Raw genomic sequence first — 16,216 nt, 5'->3', positions numbered from 1 at the left:
CGGTGAACACCGCGTCGACGTACTTCCTCGCGAACATCCCGAGCCCCGACAGGGGTGTCTGGGAGATCGGGCCCCTCTCGTTGCGGGCCTACGCGCTGTGCATCATCGCGGGGATCGTCCTCGCCATCTGGTGGGGCGATCGCCGCTGGGTGCAGCGCGGCGGCACGAAGGGCACGATCGTCGACGTCGCCGTGTTCGCGGTTCCGTTCGGCCTGGTCGGTGGGCGGCTCTACCACGTCATCACCGACAACCAGCTGTACTTCGGCGAGGGCAGGGACCCGATCCGCGCGCTGTACATCTGGGAGGGTGGTCTCGGCATCTGGGGTGCCATCGCGCTGGGCGCGGTGGGCGCGTGGATCGCGTGCCGGCGCCGGGGAATCCCGCTGCCCGCGGTGGCGGACGCCATCGCCCCCGGCATCGTCGTCGCGCAGGCCATCGGCCGACTCGGCAACTACTTCAACCAGGAGCTCTACGGCGGCGAGACCGACCTTCCGTGGGGGCTGGAGATCTACGAGCGGGTCGACCCCGCCACGGGACTTCCGGACCAGCTCAATGGCGTCGCCATCTCGGACGTGCCCCTGACGGTGGTCCACCCGACCTTCCTCTACGAGCTGCTGTGGAACCTCGGTGTGGCTCTGCTGGTGGTGTGGGCCGACCGTCGGTTCCGTCTCGGGCACGGACGCGCGTTCGCGCTGTACGTCGCCGGGTACACGGCGGGCCGGTTCTGGATCGAGCTCATGCGCACCGACCAGGCCAACCACATCCTGGGCCTGCGGGTGAACGTGTGGACGTCGCTGCTGGTCTTCGCCGGTGCGGTGATCTACCTGGTGGTCGCCCGGCGGCGTGGTCCGAGGGAGCGGCCGGAGACGCTCGCCACCGATCCCGACGACGACGGCGCGGGTGTGGCGGACGGGGACGGCGACGGCGACGACCGGAACGAGGCCGCCCGGGAGGACGCCGACACGTCCGGCTCCGCCGACGCCTCGGCCGGTTCGGACGCCGACGGTGAAAGCGGCGGCGCGCCCGACCGCCGAGAGGAGCGCGGCGGTGGTGCCGACGCGGACGTCGGCGGTTCCTCCTCGGCTCGCGGCTGAGCCCGCGTCACGCGGGACGGACGGGAGCGACCACCGGGTGCCCGGCCGCCGTGGTGAGCACCTCCACCTCGGCTGAGTAGTGTTCGCGCAGCCGGGCAGCGGTCAGGACGTCGCGGCCCGAACCGGCCACGACCACCTCGCCCCGGTCGAGCAGCAGGAGCGTGTCGGCGTACTGCGCGGCGAACGTCAGGTCGTGCAGCGTGGTGACGACGGTGATGCCGTCCTCGGCGCGGAGCCGGTCGAGGCGTTCCAACAATGCCTGGGCGTGACCGATGTCGAGGCCCGTGGTGGGTTCGTCCAGCAACAGCAACCGGGTCCGTTGTGCCAGGACCCGAGCCAGCACCGCTCGTTGCCGTTCCCCACCGGACAGCGTGTCGAGCTCGCGTCCGGCGAGGTCGCCCAGGTCGAGCCGGTCGAGGGTCTCGTGCACGAGGGCGAGGTCGGCGGCCGTCTCCCGGGCGAGGGGCCGCAGGTGCGGCGTGCGTCCGAGCAGGACGTAGTCGGTCACCGTGAGCCGGTCCGGGAGGACCGGGTTCTGGGCGGCGTAGCCGATGAGCGTGGCGCGTTGCCGCCGCGTCAGGCTCTCGGTGGGGGAGTCGTTCACCGTGATGCGGCCCGAGTGCGGGACGAGTCCGGCGATCGCCTTGAGCAGCGTCGACTTCCCCGCCCCGTTGGGGCCCACGATGGCGAGCCAGCCGCCCTGGGCCAGGCCGACCGAGACGTCGTGGACCACCGGGTCGCCGTGGTAGGCCACACCGACCCGGTCGAGGCGCAGTGCCGTCACGACGCACGTCCCTTCGTCGTCCGGAGTACCAGGGCGAAGAACGGCGCGCCCGCGAATGCCGTCACGACGCCGAGCGGCAGCTCACCGGGCATCGCCGTGCGGGCGACGTAGTCGGCGACGATCAGGAACGCGGCCCCGCCGATGAGCGACAGCGGCACGATGACGCGGTAGCTCGCGCCCGCGAGCAGGCGCACGACGTGCGGCACGACGATGCCCACGAAGCCGATCAACCCGCTCACGGCCACGGCGGCGGCCGTCGCGAGTGACGCCGCTCCGAGCAGGACCAGCCGCAGCAGACCGGGCCGCACGCCCAGTGAGGCGGCTTCGGCGTCGCCGAGAGCGAGGACGTCCAGCAGCCTCGCGCACACACACAGCACCAGCGCGGAGGCGGCCACGTAGGGCAGGGCGAGCCAGACGTCGTTCCACCCGCTCACGTTGAGCCCGCCGAGCGTCCACGTGTACACCTGCTTGAGCGTGTCGGTGTTGAGCTGCTGCACGAAGGTCTGCACGGCGGTCAGGAACGCCGTCACCGCGACACCCGCGAGCAATAGCGTCGCCGTGCCCGCGCCGCCCGCCGAGCGACCCAGCACCCAGCTCAGGCCCACGCCGCCGAGCGCGCCGGCGAAGGCGGCCAACGGTACCGGACCGACCAGCCAGGTGGTCACCGCGGGGGCGAGCACCATGACCAGTGTCGCCGCCATCCCGGCTCCCGCCGCGGCCCCCAACAGGTACGGGTCGGCCAGCGGGTTGCGGAACACGCCCTGGAAGGCGGCGCCCGCACCGGCGAGCGCGGCACCCACGATGCCGGCGAGCAGCACCCGGGGAACCCGCAGTTCCCAGACGATCGCCGCCTCGCGTTCCGACAGCGGAGAGAGCGTGCCGGTGAGCTGCGCGCCGATCTCGGCGAGTACCCGCTGCCAGCCGAGGTCGCCGGAGCCGACCACGACGGAGGCCAGGCAGACCACCAGCAGGCCCGCGAGGGCGAGCAGCACGGTGCCCGGCCGGAGCCGGGTCGTGTGCTCGCCCTCGCGACGTGTCGTGCGGCGCACCGAGCGTTTCAGCACGATCAGGCGGCCGCGCTCGTCACAGCGTCGGCGACGGCGCGGACGAAGTCGACGAGCCTCGGCGTCCACCGCGACGCGGCGTCGTCCTCCAGCTCGATCACCTGGTCCTCCTTCACCGCGGTGAGCGTGTCCCAGCCGGGCCGCTTCGTCACCGTCGCGGTGTCCTCCCCGCAGCACTGCGTGTCGGCGAGGAACACGAGGTCGGGGTCCTCCGCGAGGATGGTCTCCGCCGACAGCTGCGGGTATCCGCCGTGGGCCGAGGGGTCGCCCTGGTCGGCGATGTTCTCCAGGCCGAACAGCCCGTACACCTGGCCGATGAACGTCTCCGAGGTCACGCTGTAGTAGCTGGGGTCGAGCTCGTGGTAGTAGGTCAGGCCCTTGCCCGCCTCGCCGACGTCGGCGACCAGCTTCGTGATCTCCTCCTCCGTCTGCCGCGCGAGGTCCGCGCCCTCCTGAGCATGTCCCGTGGCCTTGCCCACGAGTTCGAACTGGTCGTACATCGCGTCGAGCGTGGCCGGTGCGGTGAGCACCAGGGTGGGCGTGCCGGTCTTGCCGAGCGCGTCGGCGAGCTTGCCGTCGGTGTCGGACTCCACGATGACGAGGTCGGGGTCGTGGCTCGCGATCGCCTGCGGGTCGGGGTTCAGCCCGGACAGCTCCGTGCGTGGGGCGTCGTCGGGGATCGTGGACATCTCGTCGACGGCGACGACCTGGTCGCCCGCGCCGACGGCGTACAGCACCTCGGTGGTCGACGGGGACAGCGAGACGATGCGTTCGGGCCGCTCGTCCAGCGTGACGGCGGGAGCGCCCTCGGGCGTCAGTTCGACGGGGAACGCGCCGTCACTCGTCGAGGAGTTCCCCGACGTGTCCTCGTGGCGTTCGGCGCACGCGGTGAGAGACAGAACCAGCAGCAGGGGGAGGAGGAGCAACCGTCTGACAGGCATCGTGGACCTCGACTTCTCGGCCGGCGCGTGGGCCGCGCCGAGACCCGAGGTCACGGACGCCGCACCTCTGCGCCGGAGGCGGTGGTGGCGTCACGTGAACGGCAGGCGACCTGGCTCGGCTCGTCGGGGCGACTCGGGGTCGACCCGCGAACCATCACAGTTGCGGCACAGCGCCGGATTCCCACCGGACTTCGCTGCCGATCACGTCGCCGTGACACTACCAGGCGAAACCCGCGCGTAGACTCGGGTGAGCAGCTCGAACACGGACTCACTCGGCTGCGCACGCCCGGTCCCGGTGCTGCCCGGGGCAGCAGTACCCATCTCCGTACACAGCAGTTCACGGTGAGGTGACACGCTGCCGGATCGTTACGTCATGGGCGACGAAATCGCTGGTCGAACCGTGTCCAGTACGTTTTTCAGGTGTTAAAGTCGCGCTCATCGGCGGGCCATGGTCGTCCCGTGCAGGCACGAGCACGACGACGCAGGAGGTCCCTTTTTGATCTTCTCCGCGATTCCACAGAAACAGGGCGCCTACGATCCTGCGACGGAGAGGGACGCCTGTGGTGTCGCTCTGGTCGCCCACGTCCGGGGCGAGCGCTCCCGCGCGATCGTGGCAGACGGTCTCACGGCACTGGTGAACCTCGACCATCGTGGTGCCGCGGGTGCCGAGCCCACCAGCGGTGACGGCGCGGGAATCCTGCTGCAACTGCCCGACGCCTTCCTGCGGTCGGCGGTCGACGTCGCGCTTCCCGAGCCCGACGAGCGGGGTCGGAGCCGCTACGCGGCGGGCCTCGTGTTCCTCCCGGTGGAGGAGGAACCGCGCGCGAGAGCCGTGGACCTGCTCGAACGCATCGCGGAGGAGGAGAACCTCGCCGTCCTCGGCTGGCGCACGGTGCCCACGGACCCGGACGCGGCCGACGTCGGCCCCACGGCGCGGTCGGTGATGCCGCACGTGGCGATGCTCCTCGTCGCCGAGGCGTCGCCGGACTCCAGCGGCGGGCGGGCCGGGATCGAGCTCGATCGGCTCACGTTCTGCCTGCGCAAACGTGCCGAGCACGAAAGCGTCGCCGCCGGGTGTGGGGTGTATTTCCCGTCGTTGTCGGCCCGCACCCTCGTCTACAAGGGGATGCTCACGCCCACGCAGCTGCCGCTGTTCTTTCCGGACCTGCGGGACGAGCGGCTCGCCAGCGCCATCGCCCTCGTGCACAGCCGGTTCTCGACCAACACGTTCCCCTCGTGGCCGCTCGCGCACCCGTACCGGTTCGTCGCCCACAACGGCGAGATCAACACCATCCGGGGCAACCGCAACCGGATGCGGTCGCGGGAGGCCCTGCTGGAGTCCGACCTCATTCCCGGCGACCTGAACCGGCTCTTTCCCGTGTGCTCACCGGACGGGTCGGACTCGGCGTCGTTCGACGAGGTGCTCGAACTGCTGCACCTGGGCGGGCGGAGCCTGCCGCACGCGGTGCTCATGATGATCCCGGAGGCGTGGGAGAACCACGCGACGATGGAGGGCGACCGGCGGGCGTTCTACCGGTTCCACGCCAGTCTCATGGAACCGTGGGACGGGCCGGCGTGCGTGACCTTCACCGACGGCTCCCTGGTCGGCGCGGTGCTCGACCGCAACGGGCTGCGCCCCGCGCGCTGGTGGCGCACGGCGGACGACCGGGTCGTCTTCGCCAGCGAGAGCGGTGTGCTCGACGTGCCGCCGGACCGGGTCGTCGCCAAGGGACGCCTCAAGCCGGGCCGCATGTTCTGCGTCGACACCGCCGCGGGCCGCGTCGTGGAGGACGACGAGATCAAGGCGGACCTCGCCGCGCAGGCGCCCTACGGCGAGTGGGTGCACGCGGGGCTGCTGCCCCTGGACCGCCTCCCCGCGAGGGAACACGTGACGCAGAGCCACGCCTCGGTGCGACGCAGGCAGCTCGTCTTCGGCTACACCGAGGAGGAGCTGAAGATCCTGCTGACGCCGATGGCGCTCACGGGCGCCGAACCGGTGGGCTCGATGGGTTCGGACACACCGCCGTCGGTGCTCTCGAAGCGCTCGCGCCTGCTCTACGAGTACTTCAAGCAGGGGTTCGCGCAGGTCACGAATCCGCCGCTCGACGCCATCCGCGAGGAACTCGTGACGTCGATGAGCCGGGTGATGGGGCCGGAGGAGAACCTCCTCGCGCCGGGCCCGGCCTCGTGCAGACAGATCCAGCTCGACTCGCCCGTCATCGACAACGAGCAGCTTGCCAAGCTCATCCACCTCAACGACGACGGCGATCTGGCCGGCTTCTCCTGTGCCGTCCTCTCCGGACTGTACGAGGTGGACGGCGGGGGCGAGGCCCTCGCCGAGGCGGTCGAACGGGTGCGGCGGGAGGCCTCGGAGGCCATCGCCGGGGGTGCCCGCACGCTCGTGCTCTCCGACCGCGACTCCGACCATCGGATGGCTCCGATCCCGTCGTTGCTCCTGGTGTCCGCGGTCCACCACCATCTCGTGCGGACCAAGGAACGGCTGCGGGTGGCGCTCGTCGTGGAGACCGGCGACGCGCGCGAGATCCACCACGTGGCGCTGCTGCTCGGGTACGGGGCCGCGGCCGTCAACCCGTACCTGGCGTTCGAGTCGATCGAGGACCTGCTGAGACGCCACGACCTCGACGGCATGGAACCGCGCACCGCCGTGCGCAACTACGTCAAGGCGCTCGACAAGGGTGTCCTGAAGATCATGTCCAAGATGGGCATCTCGACCGTCGGCGCCTACACCGGAGCGCAGGTGTTCGAGGCACTCGGCCTGTCCCAGGACGTCCTCGACGAGTACTTCACGGGCACCGTCTCCACTCTGGGCGGGGTGGGGCTCGACGTCCTCGCCGAGGAAGTGGCGGTGCGGCACCGCCGCGCGTACCCGGAGAACCCCGCCGAGCACGCGCACCGCCGCCTGGAGAGCGGCGGCGAGTACGCCTATCGCCGCGACGGTGAACTGCACCTGTTCACGCCGGAGACCGTGTTCCTGTTGCAACACGCGAGCGCCTCGCGCCGGGAGGAGGTCTACCGCCGCTACGTCGACGAGGTGAACCGGCTCAACCGCGAGGGCGGTGTGCTGCGCGGGCTGTTCTCCTTTCGCGAGGGTGTCCGCGAGCCGGTGCCGATCGAGGAGGTCGAGCCGGTCGAGTCGATCTGCCGCCGGTTCAACACCGGGGGCATGTCGTACGGCTCGCTGTCGATCGAGGCGCACCAGACGCTCGCGATCGCGATGAACACGATCGGCGGCCGATCGAACTCCGGCGAGGGCGGTGAGGACCCGGAGCGCCTGCACGACCCGTTGCGGCGCAGCGCGGTGAAGCAGGTCGCGAGCGGCCGGTTCGGGGTCACGAGCGAGTACCTCGTCAGCGCCGACGACATCCAGATCAAGATGGCGCAGGGCGCCAAGCCGGGCGAGGGCGGGCAGCTGCCGCCGAACAAGGTCTACCCGTGGATCGCGCGGACCCGGCACTCCACACCCGGGGTCGGGCTGATCTCGCCGCCGCCCCACCACGACATCTACTCGATCGAGGACCTCGCGCAGCTCATCCACGACCTGAAGAACGCCAACGAGCACGCCCGCATCAACGTCAAGCTCGTGAGCTCGTACGGCGTGGGCACCGTGGCGGCCGGGGTGTCGAAGGCCCACGCCGACGTGGTGTTGATCTCCGGCCACGACGGGGGCACCGGGGCCGCCCCGATGAACTCGCTGAAGCACGCGGGCACGCCGTGGGAGATCGGGTTGGCCGAGACGCAGCAGACGTTGCTGTTGAACGGCCTGCGCGATCGCGTGACGGTGCAGGCCGACGGCGGGTTCAAGACCGGCCGGGACGTCATCGTGGCGGCGTTGCTCGGCGCCGAGGAGTACGGCTTCGCGACGGCGCCGCTCGTGGTCGCCGGTTGCGTGATGATGCGGGTGTGTCACCTGGACACGTGCCCCGTGGGGGTCGCGACGCAGAACCCCGCGCTGCGCGAGCGGTACACGGGGCAGGCCGAGCACGTCGTGAACTTCTTCCGGTTCGTGGCCCAGGAGGTGCGGGAGTACCTCGCTCGGTTGGGGTTCCGCTCGCTCGACGAGCTCATCGGCCACGCCGACCTGCTCGACGTCGACGAGGCGGTGGAGCACTGGAAGGCCCGGGGGCTCGACCTCTCGCCGATCTTCGAGGTCCCGGCCGACCCGGTCACCGGTCCCCGGCACGGCGGCGCACGGCGCAAGGTCCGGGAGCAGGACCACGGGCTGGACCAGGCGCTGGACCGCACGCTCGTGCAGCTCGCCGAGGCGGCGCTGGAGGACGCGCGTCCGGTGCGGCTCGACCTGCCGGTGCGCAACGTCAACCGCACCGTCGGCACGATGCTCGGCTCGGAGGTCACCCGGCGCTACGGCAGCGAGGGGTTGGCCGACGACACCATCCACGTGCGGCTCACCGGGTCGGCGGGCCAGTCGCTCGGCGCGTTCCTGCCGCCGGGGGTGACGCTCGATCTGGTCGGCGACGCCAACGACTACGTCGGCAAGGGGCTGTCGGGCGGGCGCATCGTGGTGCGACCTCACCCGGCGTCGCCGTACGCGGCCGAGGAGCACGTGATCGCGGGTAACACGATCGCCTACGGGGCCACCTCGGGCGAGTTGTTCCTGCGCGGGCAGGTCGGTGAGCGGTTCGGTGTACGCAACTCGGGTGCGTTGCTCGTCGCCGAGGGCACGGGCGACCACGCGTTCGAGTACATGACCGGCGGCCGGGCCGTCGTGCTCGGTGGCACGGGCCGCAACGTGGCCGCGGGGATGTCGGGCGGCATCGCCTACGTGCTGCGGCTCGACGAGCGCAACCTCAACCGCGCCATGGTGGAGTTGCACCCGCTGGACGCGGAGGACTCCGCGTGGCTGCGCGACGTCGTGGAGAGGCACCACCGGTTGACGGGCTCGCCGGTGGCGGCGTCCCTGCTCGGCGACTGGAGGCGCCGGTCGGCGGCGTTCACGAAGGTGCTGCCCACGGACTACCGCCGGGTGCTGGAGGCCGCGAGGACGGCGGAGGCGCAGGGGCGTGATGTCGACGAGGTGATCATGCAGGAGGCGTCGCGTGGCTGAGAATTCCTTGGCAGCCATGGGCGCCGACCGGGTGCGGGTGTCCCGCAGGACGGAGAGGCGTCGCGTGGCTGAGAATTCCTTGGCAGCCATGGGCGCCGACCGGGTTGGGCCCCCTTCGCGGCGTGGGCCGCGGATGGGGAGGGTGTCCCGCAGGACGGAGAGGCGTCGCGTGGCTGAGAATTCCTTGGCAGCCATGGGCGCCGACCGGGTGCGGGGTGTCCCGCGGGATACGGAGGCGTCGCGTGGCTGACCCCAAGGGTTTCCTGCGGTACGAGCGTGCCGATCGACCGAAGCGTCCGCGTGGTGAGCGGACGCGGGACTGGCGTGAGGTCTATGCCGACGTCGATCCCGGGGAACGGGACCGTGCGGTGGCCACCCAGGCGGCGCGGTGCATGGATTGCGGCATCCCGTTCTGTCACTCGGGCAGTGCCGGGTGCCCGCTGGGCAACCTGATCCCCGAGTGGAACGACCTGGTGCGGCGGAGCGACTGGTTCGGTGCGGCCGAGCGGTTGCACGCCACGAACAACTTCCCCGAGTTCACCGGGAAGCTGTGCCCGGCGCCGTGTGAGGCGGCGTGCGTGCTGGCGATCTCACCGGACTCCGGGGGCGCCGTGGCCATCAAGCGGGTCGAGGAGGCGATCGCCGCGCACGCGTGGGAGGCGGGCTTCGTCGCCCCGCAGCAGGCCGCGTCGGCCACGGGCCGATCGGTCGCGGTGGTGGGTTCGGGCCCCGCGGGTCTGGCGGCGGCGCAGCAGCTCACGCGCGCCGGTCACGACGTGACGGTCTTCGAGCGAGACGACCGGCTCGGCGGGCTCCTCCGGTACGGCATCCCGGAGTTCAAGATGGAGAAGCAGGTTCTCGACCGCCGGCTCGCGCAACTGCGTGAGGAGGGCACGACGTTCGTGACGAGCTGCGAGGCCGGGGTCGACGTCACCGTGGAGGAGTTGCGGGAGCGGTTCGACGCGGTGGTGTTGGCCGTCGGCGCGTTGCGGGGTCGGGACGACTCCGTCACGCCGGGCCGGGAGCTCAGCGGCATCCACCTCGCGATGGAGCACCTGGTGGCCGCCAATCGGGAGTGCGAGGGCGACGGGCCGGCCGAGGTGCACGCCGAGGGCAAGCACGTCGTCGTCATCGGCGGTGGCGACACGGGAGCCGACTGCTACGGCACGGCGATCCGGCAGGGTGCGGTGTCGGTGACCCAGCTGGACCGGTACCCGCGACCGCCGTCCACCCGGGACGACGAGCGTTCGCCGTGGCCGACGTGGCCCTACGTGTTACGGACCTATCCCGTGCACGAGGAGGCGGGGGAACGCCGTTTCGCCGTGGCCGTGCAGCGGTTCGTCGGCGACGACGACGGTCGGGTGCGGGAGATCGAACTGCGCGAGGTCGAGGTCCGCCGGGACCCGGAGACGGGGCGGCGTGAGGTCGTGCCGACCGGCGAGCACGTCGAGCGCCTCCCGGCCGACCTCGTGTTGCTCGCGATCGGTTTCGAGGGCGTGGAGCCCATGCCGTTGCTCGACGACCTCGGACTGTCGCTGACGAAACGGGGCACCGTGTCCTGCGGCGCGGACTGGCAGACGCAGGCGGACGGGGTGTTCGTGTGCGGCGATGCCCACCGCGGCGCGTCCCTGGTGGTGTGGGCCGTCGCCGAAGGCCGCTCGGCGGCCAAGGCGGTCGACGAGTATCTGATGGGCGACTCCGACCTGCCGGCGCCCGTGCATCCCACCGCGTTGCCCCTGGCCGTCTGACGGGTTCTCCGTTACTCCACTCGCAGGACGGGCGAGCGGCATTTCGGTGCGTTTCCGCTGCTCGTCCCTCGCTCGGCGGTACCGCGATCACGTGACATCTCGGATGGTTTCCACCTTCGGTTGGCGACTTACCAACAGCGTGGAGGCATCGTGATGAAGCGAGGGATATCGCGGACGGTCACACTGCTCGCGGCCGGTCTGGTGGCGACGGCGCTGTCCACTCCCGCGATCGCGGAGGTCCGGCAGGCGAGTTCGTCCGCCGACGACGTCGCGATCAATCAGATCGCCACGGCGGCCGACGAGGTCACCGCCTATTGGACGCCCGAACGGATGCGGGAGGCCGTTCCGATGGACCTCCTGCTCGCCGATGTGGCCGACGTGGGGGCCGCCGCGTCGTCCGTGGCGGAGGGGCGATCGGAGGTCGCGCGAGGCGTGGAACGCACCGTGCCCGGCGTCGGCCCGCGCGCGTTCCCCACCACCGGGGCGCCGTGGGACGGTGGCGGTGAGGTCGTCGAGACCGCGGGCCGTGTGTTCTTCAACTTCGACGGCAACGCGTCCTCCTGTAGCGGCAACGCGGTGACCAGCGGCAACAAGAGTGTGGTCATCACGGCCGGCCACTGCGTGAAGTACCAGGGAAGCTGGCACACCGACTGGATCTTCGTGCCTGGCTACGACGACGGCCAGGCACCGTACGGGGAGTGGCCCGCTCGCCTGACGCTCACGACCCCGCAGTGGGAGCAGAGCGAGGACATGAACTACGACGTCGGTGCCGCTGTGGTGAGCCAGGTCGACGGCCAGTCTCTCACCGACGTGGTGGGCGCGCAGGGCATCGCGTTCAACCAGGGGCGCAACCTCGACATGTACACGTTCGGCTACCCTGCGGCGGACCCGTACGACGGCAGCACGCTGATCCACTGCAGCGGCAGCACCATCACCGATTTCCTGCTCACCGACGACCACGGCATGAACTGCGACATGACGGGCGGGTCGAGTGGCGGACCGTGGTTCCTGGACTTCGACGAGTCGACCGGCACGGGCACGCAGGCCTCGGTCAACAGCTTCGGGTACGTCTTCCTGCCGGGATACATGTTCGGCCCGTACTTCGGCTCCGAGGCGGAGGCGCTCTACGACGCTGCGCAGACGGCCTGATCCCGCCCGCGACCGTCGGCACGGTCCGTGAGATGTCGGGTACGCACCGTGTGACCCGCCGTGGAAATCTCACACCTCCCTCGGGCCGGCCGGCGGTCGCCGGTTCGTATGCTGGTGGTCGTGAACTGGACTGTTGACGTCCCCATCGACGCCCTGCCCTCGCTGCCCCCGTTGCCCGACGAACTGCGCAAACGACTGGACGACGCCTTGTCGCGTCCGGCGGCGCAGCAGCCCGAATGGCCCGACGCCGACGTCGTTCCGCGCGTCCGGACGGTGCTGGAGAGCGTGCCGCCGATCACGGTCCCGGCGGAGGTCGACCGGCTTCGCGAGCGCCTGGCCATGGTCGCCCGCGGCGAGGCGTTCCTGCTGCAGGGTGGCGACTGCGCGGAGACGTTCGAGTCCAACACCGAGCCGCACATCCGCGCCAACCTGCGCACGCTGCTGCAGATGGCCGTCGTGCTCACCTACGGCGCGAGCCTGCCGGTGGTGAAGGTGGGGCGCATCGCGGGCCAGTACGCGAAGCCGAGGTCGAACAACACCGACGCGCTGGGGCTGCCGGTGTACCGGGGCGACATCGTCAACTCGCTTGCGCCGGACCCCGAACTGCGGGTGCCCGACCCCGGGCGCATGATCCGCGCCTACGCCAACGCGGGCGCCGCGATGAACCTCGTGCGCGCCCTGACCGGGGCCGGCATGGGCGACCTCGCGCAGGTGCACGACTGGAACAAGGACTTCGTCCGCACCTCGCCCGCGGGTGAGCGGTACGAGGCGCTGGCCGCCGAGATCGACCGGGGTCTGCGGTTCATGGCGGCGTGCGGGGTCAGTGACCAGTCCCTGCACTCCACCGAGATCTTCGCGAGCCACGAGGCGCTGCTGCTGGACTACGAGCGGGCCATGCTCCGGCTCGACGACCCGAAGTCGGACAACCCGTCGCTGTACAACCTGTCGTCCCACTTCCTGTGGATCGGCGAGCGGACCCGGCAGCTCGACGGCGCGCACATCGCCTTCGCGGAGCTGCTGTCCAACCCCATCGGGGTCAAGATCGGGCCGACGACGACACCGGAGCAGGCCGTGGAGTACGTCGAACGCCTCGACCCGCGCAACGAGCCCGGCAGGCTCACGCTGATCGCCCGGATGGGCAACGGCAAGGTGCGTGAGGTGCTGCCCGCCATCGTGGAGAAGGTCGAGAGCACCGGCCACAAGGTGATCTGGCAGTGCGACCCCATGCACGGCAACACGCACGAGTCGTCCAACGGCTACAAGACCCGCCACTTCGACCGCATCGTGGACGAGGTGCAGGGCTTCTTCGAGGTGCACCGCCGCCTGGGCAGCTACCCGGGCGGTATCCACGTCGAGTTGACCGGCGAGGACGTCACCGAGTGCCTCGGTGGTGCCCAGGACATCTCCGACCTGGACCTGTCGGGCCGGTACGAGACGGCATGCGACCCGAGGCTCAACACGCAGCAGTCGCTGGAACTGGCGTTCCTGGTCGCGGAGATGCTGCGGGCCTGAGCCTGAGTTCCGACGTCTGGGTGGCGGCGACCCAGCTGATCACGGCCGAAGCCCTTGGTGGCCACTTCTCTTGCCACAGAAAAGTGGTCTCACCAAGGGATTCAGCTGATCAGTGTGCGAACCGGACTTGCCAGCGCGGCCAGGGCTCTTACATGTTTCCGTCAGCGGGCCTATACGTCTTTGTCCCAGCGGGTGGACACGCTGTTCGGGCTGACCGAGAAGGTGTTGTGAGGGCCGACCCGGTTTCTGACGGAGTTGTCCCTGTCACCGAGCACCATCGACTGCCGTAACTGCTCAAACAGAGAGGGCTGTTTGAGGTCGTCATCGTTGCCGGTCGCTGTCCAGCCTGAAGAAGACGCCAAAACCCTATGGCGCCCTCTTCATCAGCGAGTGCTGCGCGCCTAGCGTGCTGAGTCTTTATCTCGTGACCATGCCAAGTCGGCCGGAGAGGACTCCCAAGAAGTTTCCTCGCCGATGCCGAAGGGATTGCCGGCGAAATTTCGAGCTGCTCGGGGCCATATCGTCGATGCCGAAAGTGTGTTCGAGAAGCCGCTCAGCAGCCCTGGTCTTAAAGTCCATGGCGGCGAGCCTACGGTCTCACACGGTCGGCTATCTCCTTCAAACCAAATCGACTGCTCTGAACATCATCGCGAATGTTCTGTGCGGTGTGGCTGGCCTTTGCACGCTAGGCGAGAAGGCCGATAACAGTCATGGTCATGTTAATGACGGGTAGACCATCAAGAGAACAGCATCGTCTCCAGACAGTTCCTCGTTGAACCGACTCCTACTATGACAGTTGATCTCGACCGCAGTCGAAGCGCCGCAGCTGCGACTCGGGAAATCTGTCCGGGGTGGATATCTGGGCCGCAGTATCCACCCCGGACGTTGTAGCCGTGTGAGCCGGCGGGAAGACCGTCACGCAATTCCCGGGTCGTTCCACACTTCGATGAAGCTAACCGCGTCATTCAGGTGGTCGCCAAGGTAAGGGACTGGAAGGTTGAAGGCGCGAGCACTGCCGTCGATCGAGGAATGGAATCGAGCACGGTCGCATGCCCATGTCCCGCTGGCCGAACTGAGATCGTCGCTCCACTGGTAGGCGTAGAGCTGGAGTCGGTAACCGGCACTATCGCAAGGACCGTAGTCACCGTAGATACTCGCCGAGTCACCGCCATAGTTGGCATCCTCATACCAGGTCATCAGCAATGCGGGAGCTGTTTCCGCATTGCTGTCCAACTCCGTTTCTCGCGTGTGGAGCATCTTCTTGCGCGCGTCCTCTGGCGAACGGCTAGAACATTCCCTCGCGATAATCGGTGATGCTACATCGGTTTGTTCAGGTGCTTTACCGACCAGTATCGCGCAATGAGTTCCGCTGTGTTCTGTCATCGATGTAGTGGTCGCTGATGCGGCAGTGCTAACTCCGGCAAGGGCGAGAGCGCCAACCATGGCGGCTGACCATAGGATTTTTCTTGACTGTCTCAATATGTCGCCCTCCTGTTTGTTTTGTTCGTTGATGTACTTCCCTGCGTGGGATCGAGTTATCCGTTCCACACCCTGACCAGGCCGACATTGTCGTTAAGTGGGGGGTAGAGATGGGTGGGAAGTCGACGGGTCTCCGAGTGATCAAGTTGCTGGGTGTAAAAACGACCAACATCACAGGCGTCTGTTCCGGTGACCGAGGTGAGGTTGACCTTCCAGAACCAATCCGGCTCTACCCGGTAGCCCCCGGTGTCGCACGGTCCATCGTCTCCATAGATCTCCGTCGTGTTCCCGCCGTAGTTGGCATCCTCAAACCATGTCATGAGTCGAACTCGGTCGAGGGATTTGTACACCTGCGCGGGAAGTGTCCGTTCGGCTTTCGCTTCCATCTCCTCCAATGCCTGCCGAGGCGACTCCTGAGAGCAAGCCCGAGCAAGAACGGGTGATGTAATCGCTCCGTTGGGTGTTTTCCCGACAAGAATGGCGCAGTATTCGACTGGGTCTTCTATTGATTCAGTGGCGGATGCGTATCCTGATATGGATACCAGAAAAGCTGCCGTCAGTGCCACAAGGGCAGGAGTTGGTTTTTTGCTTTTCATTTATGAAATCCCGTGTTGGAGATGTCGGAATGATCACTGGGCAGAAGATCACACAATCTTACGGTTGTCAAATAGTGACCATTTGACGTACCCTTTTAGTCCTTTTGGGCTACTCGCTTCGATAGCTGTAGAGGCCCGGTGGGTAACATTTTTATTGCGATCATGCCTGTAGTGCTAACGTGCGGTGATTCATGGAAAGTGTTTGGAGCTTGTCCTTAAGGGGTGTCCCGTAACCGCTGGTGGGTGGGATGACCTTGGGGTGGCTGGTGTGATGACGGCGTCGGAGCCGTCTTGGATAACCCCGTTCGCGGGGTTGAGTCCGCGCCAGTTCGGCAAGCTGATCACCACTCTGCGGCTGAGGGTGTGAACCCGGTGCGTAAGGGCAGGCCTTGGAGCCTGCCGCTGGAAGACCGGGTTTTGTTGGTTGCGGCGTACTGGTGGACCAATCTCACGCTGAGGCGGTGGCGTCGCTGTTCGGTCCGCCGCTCACCGCAGATTCCTGATCGGGTCGTGAAGTGGGTGAGGAGCTGGCTGTATAAGAAGTTTGGCACCGCCTGGACGGCACCGGTTTGCTAGACCTGTTCTAAATCGTGCTCAGTTGCCGGCGTACGCGCCAAAGAGCGAATACGTAGGTCCGAGTCCCGTGAACCGGAGCGAACCGGGCTCGAAGATGCGCGTATTGTCGGACGTGAACGGGTTACCCTCTTTGTCGGCGTCTCGGCTGTCAACGCCCACGACAGCGAGCCTGGAAGCCGATGACAGTTGG

Annotated in this window: 10 protein-coding genes, 1 pseudogene and 1 riboswitch; of the genes and pseudogenes, 6 read left to right on the top strand and 5 right to left on the bottom strand. The window is 68.5% G+C overall.

What is annotated here, in order from left to right; genetic code table 11:
• Window positions 1-2: 2 nt before the first annotated feature.
• Window positions 3-1,094 carry a prolipoprotein diacylglyceryl transferase gene (gene lgt, locus SACAZDRAFT_RS07355; protein WP_050983503.1) on the top strand — a complete coding sequence of 364 codons (1,092 nt, stop codon included), beginning with the start codon at window positions 3-5 and terminating at the stop codon, window positions 1,092-1,094.
• Window positions 1,095-1,101: 7 nt separating this feature from the next.
• On the opposite strand, the gene SACAZDRAFT_RS07350 is transcribed toward lgt, so the two are convergent.
• From SACAZDRAFT_RS07350 to SACAZDRAFT_RS07340, 3 genes are read right to left on the bottom strand one after another with little or no spacing between them, the layout of a single operon-like run.
• Window positions 1,102-1,878 carry an ABC transporter ATP-binding protein gene (locus SACAZDRAFT_RS07350; protein ID WP_005440173.1) on the bottom strand — a complete coding sequence of 259 codons (777 nt, stop codon included), beginning with the start codon at window positions 1,876-1,878 and terminating at the stop codon, window positions 1,102-1,104.
• Window positions 1,875-2,942, bottom strand: a complete 1,068-nt coding sequence (locus tag SACAZDRAFT_RS07345) for a FecCD family ABC transporter permease (protein WP_005440172.1) — start codon at window positions 2,940-2,942, stop codon at window positions 1,875-1,877. Before SACAZDRAFT_RS07345 ends, SACAZDRAFT_RS07350 begins: the two co-directional genes overlap by 4 nt.
• 2 nt (window positions 2,943-2,944) lie before the next feature.
• Window positions 2,945-3,883, bottom strand: a complete 939-nt coding sequence (locus tag SACAZDRAFT_RS07340; protein WP_005440170.1) for an ABC transporter substrate-binding protein — start codon at window positions 3,881-3,883, stop codon at window positions 2,945-2,947.
• Between the two features lie 83 nt (window positions 3,884-3,966).
• Window positions 3,967-4,100: riboswitch (cobalamin riboswitch) on the bottom strand.
• Between the two features lie 279 nt (window positions 4,101-4,379).
• Between SACAZDRAFT_RS07340 and gltB the strand changes: the two genes are divergently transcribed.
• The 4 genes from gltB (at window position 4,380) to SACAZDRAFT_RS07320 (ending at window position 13,375) form a co-directional block, all read left to right on the top strand.
• Entirely contained in the window at window positions 4,380-8,966 is a 4,587-nt protein-coding gene (gene gltB, locus SACAZDRAFT_RS07335; RefSeq protein ID WP_005440169.1) for a glutamate synthase large subunit, read from the top strand.
• A 242-nt stretch (window positions 8,967-9,208) separates the two neighbouring features.
• Entirely contained in the window at window positions 9,209-10,714 is a 1,506-nt protein-coding gene (locus SACAZDRAFT_RS07330; RefSeq protein ID WP_005440168.1) for a glutamate synthase subunit beta, read from the top strand.
• A 153-nt stretch (window positions 10,715-10,867) separates the two neighbouring features.
• Entirely contained in the window at window positions 10,868-11,863 is a 996-nt protein-coding gene (locus tag SACAZDRAFT_RS07325; protein WP_005440167.1) for a trypsin-like serine peptidase, read from the top strand.
• A 108-nt stretch (window positions 11,864-11,971) separates the two neighbouring features.
• Window positions 11,972-13,375, top strand: a complete 1,404-nt coding sequence (locus tag SACAZDRAFT_RS07320) for a class II 3-deoxy-7-phosphoheptulonate synthase (protein ID WP_005440166.1) — start codon at window positions 11,972-11,974, stop codon at window positions 13,373-13,375.
• 915 nt (window positions 13,376-14,290) lie between these two features.
• Here SACAZDRAFT_RS07320 and SACAZDRAFT_RS22935 read toward each other — a convergent pair.
• Both SACAZDRAFT_RS22935 and SACAZDRAFT_RS23190 read right to left on the bottom strand, forming a co-directional pair.
• Window positions 14,291-14,758, bottom strand: a complete 468-nt coding sequence (locus SACAZDRAFT_RS22935; protein ID WP_157606947.1) for a hypothetical protein — start codon at window positions 14,756-14,758, stop codon at window positions 14,291-14,293.
• Between the two features lie 152 nt (window positions 14,759-14,910).
• Window positions 14,911-15,450 (bottom strand): hypothetical protein, encoded by a 540-nt coding sequence (locus SACAZDRAFT_RS23190; RefSeq protein WP_198283903.1) that lies wholly within the window; start codon window positions 15,448-15,450, stop codon window positions 14,911-14,913.
• A 259-nt stretch (window positions 15,451-15,709) separates the two neighbouring features.
• Here SACAZDRAFT_RS23190 and SACAZDRAFT_RS22365 point away from each other — a divergent pair.
• Window positions 15,710-15,912 (top strand): annotated as a pseudogene (locus tag SACAZDRAFT_RS22365) (IS5/IS1182 family transposase); the annotation flags it as partial.
• Window positions 15,913-16,216: the final 304 nt, after the last annotated feature.

Origin of the sequence: Saccharomonospora azurea NA-128, assembly GCF_000231055.2 — a bacterium.
Classification (GTDB): domain Bacteria; phylum Actinomycetota; class Actinomycetes; order Mycobacteriales; family Pseudonocardiaceae; genus Saccharomonospora; species Saccharomonospora azurea.
This window is presented reverse-complemented; position numbering and strand designations above follow the sequence as displayed.